This is a genomic window from Cupriavidus sp. Agwp_2, assembly GCF_040784895.1.
GTDB lineage: Bacteria > Pseudomonadota > Gammaproteobacteria > Burkholderiales > Burkholderiaceae > Cupriavidus.
On sequence record NZ_CP088085.1, the window covers coordinates 760,530 to 772,996 of the forward strand.

15 protein-coding genes are annotated in these 12,467 nt (G+C 62.2%); 6 read left to right on the top strand and 9 right to left on the bottom strand.

From position 1 onward, the window contains the following. The first annotated feature begins 190 nt into the window (after positions 1–190). The 5 genes from LPA45_RS33800 (at position 191) to LPA45_RS33820 (ending at position 3,978) form a co-directional block, all read left to right on the top strand. Positions 191–1,120 (top strand): copper resistance protein B, encoded by a 930-nt coding sequence (locus LPA45_RS33800; protein ID WP_376790701.1) that lies wholly within the window; start codon positions 191–193, stop codon positions 1,118–1,120. A 38-nt stretch (positions 1,121–1,158) separates the two neighbouring features. After that, positions 1,159–1,545: a copper homeostasis periplasmic binding protein CopC gene (gene copC / locus LPA45_RS33805; protein ID WP_367395243.1), complete on the top strand. Its 387-nt coding sequence runs from the start codon at positions 1,159–1,161 to the stop codon at positions 1,543–1,545. A 7-nt stretch (positions 1,546–1,552) separates the two neighbouring features. After that, positions 1,553–2,470, top strand: coding sequence for a copper homeostasis membrane protein CopD (gene copD, locus LPA45_RS33810; RefSeq protein ID WP_367395244.1), 918 nt, complete (start codon positions 1,553–1,555; stop codon positions 2,468–2,470). A gap of 72 nt (positions 2,471–2,542) precedes the next feature. Further along, positions 2,543–3,019 (top strand): plastocyanin/azurin family copper-binding protein, encoded by a 477-nt coding sequence (locus LPA45_RS33815; RefSeq protein ID WP_367395245.1) that lies wholly within the window; start codon positions 2,543–2,545, stop codon positions 3,017–3,019. Between the two features lie 608 nt (positions 3,020–3,627). Continuing rightward, positions 3,628–3,978: a CzcE family metal-binding protein gene (locus LPA45_RS33820; RefSeq protein ID WP_367395246.1), complete on the top strand. Its 351-nt coding sequence runs from the start codon at positions 3,628–3,630 to the stop codon at positions 3,976–3,978. A gap of 236 nt (positions 3,979–4,214) precedes the next feature. Here LPA45_RS33820 and LPA45_RS33825 read toward each other — a convergent pair whose 3' ends face one another. The 5 genes from LPA45_RS33825 to LPA45_RS33845 all read right to left on the bottom strand — a co-directional run bounded on the left by LPA45_RS33825 (position 4,215) and on the right by LPA45_RS33845 (position 8,609). Continuing rightward, positions 4,215–4,412 (bottom strand): hypothetical protein, encoded by a 198-nt coding sequence (locus LPA45_RS33825; RefSeq protein ID WP_367395247.1) that lies wholly within the window; start codon positions 4,410–4,412, stop codon positions 4,215–4,217. A 462-nt stretch (positions 4,413–4,874) separates the two neighbouring features. Further along, positions 4,875–5,402, bottom strand: coding sequence for a cytochrome c (locus tag LPA45_RS33830; protein ID WP_367395248.1), 528 nt, complete (start codon positions 5,400–5,402; stop codon positions 4,875–4,877). A gap of 30 nt (positions 5,403–5,432) precedes the next feature. After that, positions 5,433–5,849 carry a DUF411 domain-containing protein gene (locus LPA45_RS33835; RefSeq protein ID WP_367395249.1) on the bottom strand — a complete coding sequence of 139 codons (417 nt, stop codon included), beginning with the start codon at positions 5,847–5,849 and terminating at the stop codon, positions 5,433–5,435. Positions 5,850–5,919: 70 nt separating this feature from the next. Further along, positions 5,920–8,334: a heavy metal translocating P-type ATPase gene (locus LPA45_RS33840; RefSeq protein WP_367395250.1), complete on the bottom strand. Its 2,415-nt coding sequence runs from the start codon at positions 8,332–8,334 to the stop codon at positions 5,920–5,922. Between the two features lie 14 nt (positions 8,335–8,348). Beyond that, a complete protein-coding gene (locus tag LPA45_RS33845) occupies positions 8,349–8,609 on the bottom strand; it encodes a DUF2933 domain-containing protein (protein ID WP_376790702.1) in 261 nt (86 codons plus the stop codon). 176 nt (positions 8,610–8,785) lie between these two features. On the opposite strand from LPA45_RS33845, the gene LPA45_RS33850 reads away from it, so the two are divergent. After that, the gene (locus LPA45_RS33850) at positions 8,786–10,051 is read left to right on the top strand and encodes a type II restriction endonuclease (protein WP_367395251.1); all 1,266 of its coding nucleotides are present in this window, start codon (positions 8,786–8,788) and stop codon (positions 10,049–10,051) included. 255 nt (positions 10,052–10,306) lie between these two features. On the opposite strand, the gene LPA45_RS33855 is transcribed toward LPA45_RS33850, so the two are convergent. The 4 genes from LPA45_RS33855 to LPA45_RS33870 form a co-directional block, all read right to left on the bottom strand. After that, the gene (locus LPA45_RS33855) at positions 10,307–10,543 is read right to left on the bottom strand and encodes a hypothetical protein (RefSeq protein ID WP_367395252.1); all 237 of its coding nucleotides are present in this window, start codon (positions 10,541–10,543) and stop codon (positions 10,307–10,309) included. Between the two features lie 128 nt (positions 10,544–10,671). Beyond that, complete coding sequence (locus LPA45_RS33860) at positions 10,672–11,160, bottom strand: CzcE family metal-binding protein (RefSeq protein WP_367395253.1); 489 nt, start codon at positions 11,158–11,160, stop codon at positions 10,672–10,674. Positions 11,161–11,530: 370 nt separating this feature from the next. Continuing rightward, positions 11,531–12,016 (bottom strand): methyltransferase domain-containing protein, encoded by a 486-nt coding sequence (locus LPA45_RS33865; protein WP_367395254.1) that lies wholly within the window; start codon positions 12,014–12,016, stop codon positions 11,531–11,533. Then, entirely contained in the window at positions 11,964–12,299 is a 336-nt protein-coding gene (locus LPA45_RS33870) for a hypothetical protein (RefSeq protein WP_367395255.1), read from the bottom strand. The genes LPA45_RS33865 and LPA45_RS33870 overlap by 53 nt, the downstream gene beginning before the upstream one ends. Positions 12,300–12,467 lie beyond the last annotated feature (168 nt).

Consider the following 12,467-nt stretch of genomic DNA (forward strand, 5'->3'; position numbering starts at 1 on the left):
TAAACCAACAAGAACAGTACTGGCTGCGTTGCTTGCGTCCGCGGGCATGAGCGCCGCTTGGGCGCAACACGCCCACACACCCGATAGTCAGGCAGAATCCTCGTCCACGGCTGTTGAAAAGGCGAAACCTACGCCAAAAGCAAAGGCGCCGGATAAGCCCGGCGGCACGCAAGCTATGGACCATAGCCAAATGCAAGGCATGGACCACAGCCAGATGCAAGGCATGGAGTCGATGCAAGGCATGGACCATAGCCAAATGCAAGGCATGGAGTCGATGCAGGGCATGGACCATAGCCAGATGCAGGGCAAGGACTCGATGCAAGGCATGGACCACAGCAAGATGCAGGGGATGGACCATGGCGACATGCAGATGCAAGGCGGCAGCGCCCCCGCCGATGCGCGCGATCCGCACGGCTACTCGGGCGGCTTTCAACTCGGTGTCGGCCAGTACGCCGTCGGAACGGCCCGGTCGCTGCACATGGCCGACGAGCACCTGTTCGCCTCGGTGCTGGTTGACCGGCTGGAATGGGTCAAAGGCAACGAAAGCAATGCCGTCGCCTACGAGGCGCAAGCCTGGATCGGCAGCAGCTTTAACAAGCTCGTGATCAAGGCCGAGGGGGAATCCGAGAAGCGCAGGATCCCGGAGGCCCGCACCGAGCTGCTGTGGGGCCATGCGATCGCCACATATTGGGACACGCAGTTGGGTATCCGCAACGATGCCGGCTATGACCGGCCGACACGCAACTGGCTGGCCTTCGGCGTCCAGGGTCTGGCGCCGTACTGGTTCGAGGTTGACGCCACCGGCTATATCGGCACGGAAGGCCGCACTGCACTGCGTCTGTCCGCCGAGTACGAGCTGCTGATTACCCAACGCCTGATTCTGCAGCCAAGAGTCGAGGCCAATCTGTATGGCAAGAACGATCCGGAGATTGGTGTGGGTAGCGGGCTTTCCAACGGCGCTGTGGGACTGCGTCTGCGTTACGAGTTCAGCCGCCAGTTCGCCCCGTACATCGGCATCGAACGGTTCCAAACCTTTGGCAATACCGCCGACATGGTTCGCGCCTCAGGCGGCCGTAGTGGCGAAACTCGCTTCGTGGCGGGTGTTCGCATGTGGTTCTGACCACCTATTTCAACCCACGTTTATATTTGGAGTTCGCCATGCAAGCGCCCGGCTTCACCATTCGTGCCACCCTGGCTGTCGCTGCCGTGCTGGTTAGTACCGCAGCCTTCGCCCATCCGAAGCTGGTTTCGTCCACGCCCGCCGACAAGGCCGAAGTCTCGGCGCCGCAGAAGATCGAGCTGAAGTTTTCAGAAAACCTGGCGACCCAATTCTCTGGGGCCAGCCTCGTGATGACCGGCATGCCCGGGATGGCCAACCACGCGCCGATGAAGGTTGCCGCCAAGGTCTCCGGCAGCGACGATCCCAAGACGATGGTCATCACCCCGGCCCAGGCGCTGACGCCGGGCAGCTACCGCGTGGATTGGCGTGCCGTGTCGTCCGACACGCATCCGATTAACGGCAATCTCGCGTTCACCGTCAAGTGATCCGGAGATGGACTGGGCAACTGTTGCAGTGCGTTTCGCACTCTATTTCGACCTGACCGCGCTGTTCGGACTACCGCTGTTCGGCCTGTACGCACTACGCCGCGACGAAATGGCGTCGCGGACTGGTGCGCGCTTTGTGACGATTAGCATGGCCGTCGCCGCCTTGGGCGTCGTCCTGTCGCTGGCCAATATTGCCGTCATGGCAAAGGGTATGACTGGGGCATCGTCGTATGCGGAACTGCAAGGTCACGTCTTCGAAATGATTGTGACAGGCACCGCGTTTGGCGCGGCCTGGGTCGTGCGGCTGGTTGCCCTGCTCCTCTGCGTCGCGGTCGCCCTGTTTGTTCGCCGGCGGCCGGGACTTCAATTCGGTGTCCTGGCTGTAGCGGGCGGCGTCGCGTTGTCGACGCTCGCTTGGGGCGGCCATGGCGCCATGGATGATGGCGTTCGACGCTACATTCACCTGACCTCGGATATCGCCCATCTGATGGCCGCCGGTGCCTGGGTGGGGGCACTACTCGCGTTCGTTCTGTTGGCCCAGCCGTCTGCCACGCCTGGTAAGGTTGCCTTACTGAACCGCACCTCCAACGGCTTCGCTCAGGTGGGCACGATCTTCGTCGGAACCTTGGTCATTACGGGCGTCGTGAACTATTTGTTGATTGTCGGTCCGGTCTTGCCGAAGCTGTCGCTGAGCTCATACGGTGGGCTGTTGGCTTTCAAGCTGGCGCTATTCGGCACCATGCTCGCCCTCGCCGCAGCCAACCGCTTTTATCTTAGCCCACGCCTGGAGCATGCCGTACGGACGGGCGATCATGCCATCGCCGTTCGTACTTTGCGCCGCAGCCTGATGTTCGAGACCAGTGCGGCGACGCTCATCCTGGCTATTGTCGCCTCGCTCGGCATCCTGTCCCCTGCGGGCATGTAGCGACTGTTTCACGAGCCGCGCAGCTGCAGGGCTGCGCTCCGCCCTTCTTACAGCAACCGCCAAGGAGACGTTATGAAGACCATCAAGTCACTGCTGCTGGTTCTGAGCATATCGCCGATGCTGGCATGGGCAGCAGGCAGCATGGATAGCCATGCGAGCCATGACACCGCCACCAAGTCCGCTGCCGGTCAGCCTGGCAAGCCGGCCAAGGTCTCGCGCACGATTAACGTGACCATGAGCGACACGATGCGGTTCACCCCCGATGCGATCCGCGTCAAGCCGGGCGAAACGGTGCGCTTTGTCGTGCGTAACGTCGGCAAGGTCGAGCATGAAATGGTCATCGGTACTGCCAGCGAGCTGAAGGAGCACGCACAGATGATGGGCAGCATGCCCGCCGCCAAGCACGCCGGGCCGAATCAGATTTCGCTGGCTCCCGGCAAGCGAGGCACGCTCGTCTGGCAGTTCGATGGCCCCGGGGCCGTGGACTTCGTTTGCCTGGTACCAGGCCATTTCGAAGCCGGCATGGTCGGCAAGGTTGTTGTCAAGTAAGGCGTAACGGCAGCCTTGGTCGCTACCAGCACTCTAGCGCCGGTCGGGCCAGCGGGAAGAAGCCGATTTCACGTGGGAAAAGCGCGTGTCGACGGCTGCGAGGTGCGCCTCCTTCGTGGCCCTAGGCCGGGCCCCGTGGAGCGACAGCCGGATCCCGGCCTGAGCAACAAAGCCATCACGCGTCTAACCGCAGCGTAAGCGCTGGACCGAGGTAGAAATGCTTCGGCCATGCCCCTTTGCACTCACTCAGTAATGGCGGCGATGGCTCACCATTCGCTGAGGTCAAACTGGTCAAACTGCAATCAAAGCGGACGGGCAGCTTTATCTCTTGCCGGCAAGCAGTGCTGCTTGGCGCGGGCCAGGTTGCTCATGACCAGAATGTAATTTTTGGGTAACGATATCGTTGGGATGGGCTGATTAGACTGGATTCAGTACGCCAATCATGGCTACTAGACAAGAGGTTCGGTGAAGGTGGGGCATAGTGGCTTGCGCATGTACGCAGCAAGACCGGCCTCGGAACACTGTTATTCGCTGCTAAGACGATAGCCGAGATTGGCAGCCGTACCGATGTCGGCCCGGCCTTGCCGCGAATCGAAGGGTGTCCAATCATGACTACCAAGCAAGCTTTTCCGATCGCGCTTGCGCTCTTGGCCTTGGGCATTGCCTCGGCATGTGCGCCTTTGCCACCTGAGAAGGCTGCTGCTTTCTTCGGCAATGTCGCCGCCGTCGAGACGGCGACTCGGTCGATCACGCTGCGGCCAGGGATGCGGTACGTCAACGTAACGTCCGGGGAAACCGTTGCCTTCCGCGGCGGTAGCAAAACAGTTGGTTGGGCCTTTATGGGGACAAGCGCTGGACGATCGTCAGTTGAGCTAAGCGTCCTTCTCCCGGACCTGCCGGAAGCGAAAGGCATCACGGCCATCATCGCACCAAATCCCCTCTATAAGGGGGCCAGTTGATGGTGGGCGGGTGTCACTGAAGGGGCTTGGCCACACGGCGACTTGGCGGCCATTCCCGAAGTCGCGATCAGTCCAATGTAGCCGTCGAGGCCCCTAGCTGTGGCGCGCTCCACGGGAGCTTGCAGTCGGCTTTATCGGATGCAGGACGTCCCACCCGTTTCGCTACGGGTGGAGCGCAACGCTTGGCTCTTGAGGCCCTGGCCCCGCATGCTCAATTGCAAGCCCAAAAGAATGGTTCAATGAGATTTAGCCAGGGCATGCAAGATGTCGCTGCCTCGCGTCGTGATGCTGGGGCGATGTCCGCCACCCAAATTTTCCAGATGCACCAGTTGCCGCTCGACCAGTGCCTCGATAGCCGCGCGATCGAGGTCGGCGAGATTCGGCGCTGCGTCTTCGATCAGCATGAGTGTGGCCACTTCATGTGGTGTCAGCATCGTTGTCTCCGGAGACCCCTACGAACTGGATGGGCGGATCCTTCCGCTCTCGTGTGCTCTGCGCTTCGTCATTCATTCAATGACCAGAGCGCAGAGTCTTCAAGGTAAATCAAGAGCCGTCGATCTACCATAGGGCAATGTCCTACTTTCCTCACCGGCCATGAGACTTCCCTTCCACCAGCCAGGCCGCCCGGACCGGCCACTACACGGCGTTCGCTATTACCTGATTATCGGGGTGGCGCTCGTCTTGCTGGGCGCTCTGTATCTCTTCTGGGCTCCATAAGCGCTTGCTCCAGCGCAGAGTCTCGAGCCCCATGGCGGTAGCGCTGACGGTGCGCAGGCGCGAGCAGTGGTGGCGCGCGGTCGCTGCGTGGTACGTCAGCAAACGCTTGAGCACGGCTGCCTCTTGGTTTAGCCGCAGCGGTCCATGCTCGGCCCAGCAGCGACCGGCGGTGCCGTCGCCTACTTGGGGCTCGCATACTGATCAGTCGCTTCGCGCTGCGCTGCCGCCATTTTCTCCGGCCAGGTGCTCTTGATGTAGGCGAGCACCGCGAGGATGTCGTCATCGGACATCGACCGGCTAAATGCTGGCATGTCGCTCACATAGCCTTTGGGCGCGGTCACGCCCGCAACGAGTCCGTTCTTCGTGATAGCAAACAGCATCGCGTCGGCATGGTGCCAGGTATGGCCCGACGCATCGTGCGGTGGCGCTGGCATACGGCCGTTTGCCAGCCGTTCCCGCCAGTTGGGCTGGCCCTCCAGCTTGGCACCATGGCATGACGCACAGGCCTGGGCGTACAGTTGCTTGCCTCGGACAAGGCGTGCGGGGTCCGTCGCATCGATGCGCAGCTGGCGCGCCTCAGCAGGACTCTCCTGGGTAACCGGCGCCTCCAGATAACGTTTGGTCTTCAGCGCAATCGCCGTGGCAGCGGCTGCGCCCCCCACCAATAGGCACGCCACCATCCAGTGCGACTTGTTCGACTTTTCCATATCTCTTGTAGGGCAGCACCCAGCGCGGCACTAGTCTTTCGAAAACGGCTTGCCACTGAAATCCACGGTCACCAGGTTGCCGTCCATCTGCCCCATGCCAGGCGAATTCGCCGGCATGCCGGGCACTGCGACACCTTTCAAGGTCGGCTTGGCAGCGAGCTTGCGGATTGCTGCTGCGGGCACATGCCCCTCCACGACCTGACCGCTGCCATCGATCACCGCGGTATGGCAGGAGCCGAACTGGGCCGGTACCCCGAGCTTGGTCTTCATTGCCGTAACGTCGGACGAATTGATCACCTTGGTACGAATGCCGGCCTGGTTGACGTGTTTGACCCATTCTTCACAGCAGCCACAGTTGGGGTCCTTGTACACCGTTAGCGTCGGCGAGGCTGCATGCGCGCCGGCGGCGGCTGTGAGGAACGCGACAGTGGTCAAGAGATGTTTCATTAAGCCTCCTAAAAATCAAATATGTCGATTGACGAGTGAGTCCGGTATCGAGGTCGGCCTCATCGCTTGCTCATACCTCCGTCTGGCGCAGGCGCAGCGCATTCGAGATCACCGACGCCGAGCTCAGACTCATCGCCAGCGCGGCTATCATAGGCGACAGCAGCAAGCCGGTGAACGGGTACAGCACGCCTGCGGCCAACGGTACCCCCAGAGCGTTATAGATAAACGCGAAGCCAAGGTTCTGTTTCATATTGCGGATAGTCGCCTCAGACAAGACGCGAGCGCGCGCAATGCCTCGCAGGTCGCCTTTGACCAGCGTCACCTGGGCACTGTTCATCGCCACATCGGTGCCAGTGCCCATGGCAATGCCCACATCCGACTTGGCGAGCGCCGGGGCATCATTGATGCCGTCACCGGCCATGGCGACCACCGCACCGCCTTGCTGCAGCTGGCTAACCAGGTGGAGCTTGTCCGCGGGCTTCACTTCGCCGTGGAACTCCGCAATGTCCAGCCTTGCGGCGACCGCCTTTGCCGTGGCCACCCCGTCGCCGGTGGCCATGACCACGCGGATGCCTTCCGCCTTCAGGCTCGCCAGCGCTTCCGGCGTGGATCCTTTGACGGGATCCGACACCGCGAGCAGGCCAGCCAGACGGCCATCGACGCCAAGATACATGACGCTCGCGCCTTGCGCGCGCAGCGTATCGGCTTGGGCGCGCAGCGCCTCGGTGTCGACGCCGTCGGCCTCCATGAGGGCCGTATTGCCGATGGCGAGTGTCTTCCCAGCTACGGTACCCCGCACGCCGATACCGGTGCTCGATTCAAAGTCATGTGGCTCCTCCAGCGCCAGGCCACGGGCGCGGGCCGCCTCCACCAGCGCCGCCGCCAAGGGGTGTTCGCTGCCCTGGTCCAGGCTCGCCGCCAGCCGCAGGACCTCCTCGCCGGCATAGCCGTTGGCGCCGATCGCACGCTCGAAGGCCGGCCGCCCCTCGGTCAGCGTACCGGTTTTGTCGACGATCAGCGTGTCCACCTTGCGCAGGTTCTCGATGGCCGCGGCGTCGCGAAACAGTACCCCGTTGGTGGCGCCCTTGCCGCTGGCAACCATGATCGACATCGGCGTGGCCAACCCCAAGGCACAGGGGCAGGCGATGATCAATACCGCTACGGCATTGACCAGGCCGAAGACCCAGCTTGGCTGCGGACCGAACAGTCCCCAGGCAAAGAACGTCACCACGGCAATGCCGATGACACCGAGCACGAACACCCCGGCGACCTTGTCGGCCATGCGCTGCATCGGGGCCTTCGAACGCTGCGCCTGTGCCACCATCTGCACGATCTGCGACAGCACCGTTTGCGCGCCAACCTTCTCCGAGCGAATGATCAGACTGCCCGAGGTATTCATCGTGGCGCCAATGACATGGTCGCCCGCGCGCTTGGTGACCGGCATCGGTTCGCCAGTGATCATCGCTTCGTCCACCGAACTACTGCCTTCGGTCACGATGCCATCCACCGGCACCTTCTCTCCGGGCCGGACCCGCAACAGATCGCCAACATGCACATGGGTAAGCGGCACATCCTCCTCGGCCCCATCTGGCCCGATGCGGCGCGCCGTCTTGGGTGCAAGCCCGAGCAACGATTTGATGGCCGCGGAAGTTTGTGACCGCGCCTTGAGTTCGAGCACTTGGCCGAGCAGGGTCAGCGAGATGATGACGGCCGCGGCCTCAAAGTACACACCGATGCGGCCGTGGGCGGCAAAGGCCTGGGGAAAGGCGCCTGGCGCCACGGTCGCGGCCACACTATAGACATAGGCCGCACCCGTCCCCAGGCCGATCAGCGTCCACATGTTGGGGCTGCGATGCAGAAACGACTGGAAACAGCGCTGAAAGAAGGGCCAACCCGCCCACAGCACCACCGGCGTCGACAAAACCAGCTCGACCCAGCTTTGGGTCGACGCCTGCATCCAACCGAATCGATGCCCGAACATGGCAAGCACCACCGTCACCACCGTCAACGGCAACGTCCACCAAAAGCGACGCCGAAAATCCATCAGCTCCGGATGCTCGGTCTCATCGAGCTCCGGCAGCAGCGGCTCCAGCGCCATCCCGCACTTCGGACAGTTGCCGGGATGATCCTGCCGGATCTCAGGGTGCATCGGACAGGTATAGATCGTGCTTGGCCGCACCGATTCAGCCGCCGGGGCTGCTGCAGGCGTGGTGTACCTTGCCGGGTCCGCCTCGAACTTCCGCTGACACGATGCGCTGCAAAAATAATATGAGATGCCAGCGTGTTCGGTCTGGAATGCCGAGTCGGCCGTCACCGCCATTCCGCAGACGGGATCCTTCCTTGCGCCGGCGTCCGCAACCAGGCCGTCGTGCGGTGTCACTTGGCCATGATGGCGGTGGTGGCCAGCGTGCGCAGCATGGGTGTGGCTCTCTTCCTCGTCTTGGCGGCCCTCTTGTGGGTGGCGTTGGCTGCTGGTTTCATTCATGGAATGACTCCCGGTTAGTCGTTGCGCTGTCCATCCACAGCGTCGTTGGCCTTATCCGCCGCCGCGCTACGCCCGTGGCCGCCATGGAATAGATGCATCAACGGGCACAACAACACTAGCGCAAGCGGCAACCAGGAAGCAACCACGCTCCAATAGCGCATGGCGAGCGCAATAGCGGCAATGGCGACGGCCATCCAGAGCAGAAACCCGGGAAACCGCAAGAATCGACCCCCGTTCGCGCCGGCCGCCGGCGATCGTTGTTGGCACTCCTTCATGACAAACTCCTTACGCAATCATGACGAGAAGCTGACCGGCATTGGATTTGTCCGCTCAGCCTGGATGACATCAAGATAGACCTTCCGATCATGGGAAGGTCAAGCCTGTTCAATGCGAAGATTGCGCCATGTCAAAAAGCTCCAGGGTGATACACTGCACCGCAAAAAAGCACACCATGACAGATACCATCCGCATCCTCATCGAGCGCTGGAAGTCCGACCCCAGCGGCTGCTACCAAACTTGGTTTCTTTGGCCTGAGCGGCTTAAGAACTTCCGCTCGATCCGGCGCGGCATTGGCGCCGTCGTCGACGAGATCCAGGCCGGCACATTCGGCAACGCATATCGCGGCTCATCGCTCGAGACCGTGGTGTCCTCGATCGCTGAGCAACGGCAAATTTTCAAAGGCGCGGATCACGCCTTCCTGTGGAAGCCGAAACTGCGCATTCCCGACATCTATGAGCATGCCGAGAATCAACGTGCCTTTGCCAGACTGCTCCATACGTGTAACTGCTGTGACACCGAACGCGAAGTCCTCAACGCGATCCGCCAACTCAGCAGCCTCGGCATTAAGGGGCTCGGGCCGGCGGCGGCCAACCTGCTGTATTTCATTCATCCCACGCTGGTGATGCCGTTCAACACCGCGATTGTCAATGGCTACAACGCACTGACGGGATCGTCGGTCAAGCTTGGCAAATGGGATCACTATCTGGCAATGCGCGAAGGGGTACTGGCACTGAATCAGCGCTATCGGGACCTGCTGTCCAACGATCTTGGCGCCATCGCGGGCCTGCTCTTTGACCTCGGTATGCAACGCTATCCGCTGCCCCCGCGGCAGGCGCAGGCAGGCGATGTGGCCGCATGGCAGCAGGAACTGGCCAAGGTGCGCGAGCAGGCCGCCGCGCTTGCCAGGCAAATTCAACTGGGCCAAACCGAAGACGCCACCCATACCGAGGTGCAGGGATGGCTGCGCGATCTCGGCAAGTCGCTCGGCTTCGCAGTCTGGATTGCCACGAATGACAGAAGCCGCTTGTACAACGGGGAACCCCTGAGCAAGGGTTGTCTCGAAACCTTGCCGCCGGCGCTGCTTGTGGCGGGCGGCGATACCGTTCCTCTCATCGACACCGTCTGGCTGAACGCCACGACACTTGAGGTCGAGGCAGCTTTTGAAGTCGAACATACCACCTCGATCTATTCCGGGATCGTGCGCTTGCTGGACCTGGCGCTGGGTTCCGACCAGTCCGCCCACAAGCACCTCTTTCTGGTCGCGCCGGATGACCGGGAAGGCGATGTGCGTGCGCAGTTAAGCCGGCCGGCCTTCAGCCGCGTGTCGGCGCTCAATATCCGATACGTCCCCTACTCCAGCCTGCGTGAGCATCGCGAAAGCATTGCGCGCTTTGGCAGCGGACTGAAGCCGATCGAAGCCATCGCGAGACAGCTCTGAAGTTGGCACATTGAGGGAAGCGCCGGGAGATGCCACACGAAGCCGCTGCAGATGGCAACGGCGTGTGGGCCGGCGATGGACAAACATAATCGCGCCTGAGGCGCGATTATGAGCCGCTGGGCTTGGTCAGAGCCACACCCTGGGCATGCGCGTGAACACCCAAGGGTATCGGGCTAATCCCCGATACCCGCACCGCGGCAAGCTACCCGCCAGCCGGGCGACCCACCGTCCCGGTGAGGCGGCGCCGTACCGACGTCAGGCGCCGTCGGTGAAGGTGTCCCGCTCGCCTACGGCGTGGCTGCCATCCGTGAACGGATCACGGGTCCCCATCGCGTGCGCCCCATCGGTGAACGGATCGCGCGTGCCCATCGCATGCGCCCCATCGGTAAAGGAATCACGCGGCGAATTCACGCCGGCTTGCGCGATGCCCGCGACGCTGCCAAGGGTTGCCAGGGTCAGTGCCACAAGGGCAGTCTTCTTCAACGTACGCATGATGTTTCTCCTTGCTTCGTTAGTGGCTCGGTGAGCCTGCACTTCCAGTGTAGAACGGTGTACCCCACCAGGGCCTGACGACGAAATTACAAATCTGTCATGTCGGTACTCCTGACAGTCTGGGATCTTCAGCCGCCGGTATAGAGCTTGCTGCGCTCGATATAGACGCGCACGCCCTGGGCGTTAGGCAGCGCTGGGAACAGGACGCCAAGATCCACGGATGTGCCGTGAATGAATTCGGCGAATGTCCAGGTGGCTTCCTGCGCGCCACTGCGGAAGGTGACTGTGTCGCCCGAGGCCACATTGACAGACTTCAGGCCGGCGGCGAGCGTCACCGCGCGGGAGGCAGTGTTCGCCGGCGCCAGGCCACCGAAGAGCGCCGCCTGCGGCCCCAACGGTGTGGCAGCCCCCGCTTCGGCCATCGCGCTGGGAACCGCGCCGGGAACTGCGCGCGGCGCAGGCGTGCCGGCTTGTTCAGCGGCTTGCCGCTGCACGTGCTGCGCCCAGTTGTCCCCTGCATTGGTTCTGGTCTGGTCCGAGCTCCACGCTGGCGAACTCAACAGCACGGAAAGGGCCGACAACGCCAGTGCGGTAAAGGCGGTCTTCTTGGTGTTCATGATGCTCTCCATTGACGTTTCGAGGCAGAACCTCTTAACTGCCATGGTAGGTAGCCACCGCTCACCGAGACGTTACCCGGCCATTACATCCATGTAAGGTCCCTCGCCGCGGTCCCACGCCTGGCGTGAATTGGGTACGCCAACGTCAGCTTGGCGAGCTAACCGGGCTTCAAAGACGCGAGATTCCCAGCCCGCCGCGCCGCGAAGCGTTGCCGTTGCGGCGCTCGGCAAAGGCATACCGGAACTACGCCTCGCAATGCCGCGTCGGCTTCCGGCCGCAGACGTACTTATTTCAACGGCCGATGGCAGCCGGTGCGGTGCACGTGCTTGTCCTCACGTGACGTACCGGTTAGCGAGTGGCTGCCGTCCCTCATGATGTCCAACCCTTCTTCCTGGCCACCACCAGCAGCGAGCCGCCCGCTGCAAAGCGCAGGCCGGCTCGAATCAGGCTGTGCTCAATGGTGCAAACACCGCCTAGTACGCCGTTCAAGGCTGCTCCGATGCGAAAGCCGTCATCCATGGCGTGGCTAGGTGGCTTGGCGCGCTGCCGCAGCCGGGAGATGGCCATGGCAGGCAACAGCAGCGTCATGAACGAGGTGACGTCGACAATCTCGAACCCGGCTGACTCAACCTTGGTGACCAGAGCCCGGCGCGTATAGCGCCGCTTGTGCTTGGCCACTTCGTCCATGTGACTCCACAGCGAGGGATGTTGTGGCACCGTCAAGACGATGCCCCCATCTGCCCTGCACGCACGGTACATCTCTGCCAAGACCAGGGCGTCGTCCTCGACGTGTTCGATGACGTCAAACGCCCCCATGACGTCGAAGGCGTCGGTGAAGGGAATCGCGCGGAGCATCCATCTGCAAGAACTGGGCTTTGCATTTGCGCTGCCCCGTCATCAGTGCGCGCATCGATGCCTCGCCGCCCACCAGGCGCGTACGCGGAAAGCGCGCCTGGATCGCCCGCAGGTTCTCAGCGGTCCCGCACCCGACATCCATGAATGACCGCAGGTCAGGAAAGTAGCGCTGCAGCGCATCCAGGATCAGTTTGCGACGATAGACAAACCAGAAGTGCTTCGCTTCGAGGCTCGCGTACTCAACAAAGAGCGGTTCGTGAAAGCCATCATGGTCGACCATCATGGCTGGCGCCAGGCAGACCACGCCCGCGTGGACACGGGGTTGCCAACCGCAGGCGGTGCAGGCCCACACGTCTCTCTTGAGCGGGGCCTTACATTGATTACAGATGCGCATCGCTGTCTCCAATATTGTGCGAGCGCCACCGCAGGGCGAAATCGAACGCTGCACCAT

What these genes read in the sequence shown, in the direction of transcription:
- LPA45_RS33800 (WP_376790701.1), top strand. Translation starts at nt 191, where the DNA reads ATGCAAGGCATGGACCACAGCCAGATGCAAGGCATGGAGTCGATGCAA.
- copC (WP_367395243.1), top strand. Translation starts at nt 1,159, where the DNA reads ATGCAAGCGCCCGGCTTCACCATTCGTGCCACCCTGGCTGTCGCTGCC.
- copD (WP_367395244.1), top strand. Translation starts at nt 1,553, where the DNA reads ATGGACTGGGCAACTGTTGCAGTGCGTTTCGCACTCTATTTCGACCTG.
- LPA45_RS33815 (WP_367395245.1), top strand. Translation starts at nt 2,543, where the DNA reads ATGAAGACCATCAAGTCACTGCTGCTGGTTCTGAGCATATCGCCGATG.
- LPA45_RS33820 (WP_367395246.1), top strand. Translation starts at nt 3,628, where the DNA reads ATGACTACCAAGCAAGCTTTTCCGATCGCGCTTGCGCTCTTGGCCTTG.
- LPA45_RS33825 (WP_367395247.1), bottom strand. Translation starts at nt 4,412, where the DNA reads ATGCTGACACCACATGAAGTGGCCACACTCATGCTGATCGAAGACGCA.
- LPA45_RS33830 (WP_367395248.1), bottom strand. Translation starts at nt 5,402, where the DNA reads ATGGAAAAGTCGAACAAGTCGCACTGGATGGTGGCGTGCCTATTGGTG.
- LPA45_RS33835 (WP_367395249.1), bottom strand. Translation starts at nt 5,849, where the DNA reads ATGAAACATCTCTTGACCACTGTCGCGTTCCTCACAGCCGCCGCCGGC.
- LPA45_RS33840 (WP_367395250.1), bottom strand. Translation starts at nt 8,334, where the DNA reads ATGAATGAAACCAGCAGCCAACGCCACCCACAAGAGGGCCGCCAAGAC.
- LPA45_RS33845 (WP_376790702.1), bottom strand. Translation starts at nt 8,609, where the DNA reads ATGAAGGAGTGCCAACAACGATCGCCGGCGGCCGGCGCGAACGGGGGT.
- LPA45_RS33850 (WP_367395251.1), top strand. Translation starts at nt 8,786, where the DNA reads ATGACAGATACCATCCGCATCCTCATCGAGCGCTGGAAGTCCGACCCC.
- LPA45_RS33855 (WP_367395252.1), bottom strand. Translation starts at nt 10,543, where the DNA reads ATGCGTACGTTGAAGAAGACTGCCCTTGTGGCACTGACCCTGGCAACC.
- LPA45_RS33860 (WP_367395253.1), bottom strand. Translation starts at nt 11,160, where the DNA reads ATGAACACCAAGAAGACCGCCTTTACCGCACTGGCGTTGTCGGCCCTT.
- LPA45_RS33865 (WP_367395254.1), bottom strand. Translation starts at nt 12,016, where the DNA reads ATGCTCCGCGCGATTCCCTTCACCGACGCCTTCGACGTCATGGGGGCG.
- LPA45_RS33870 (WP_367395255.1), bottom strand. Translation starts at nt 12,299, where the DNA reads ATGATGGTCGACCATGATGGCTTTCACGAACCGCTCTTTGTTGAGTAC.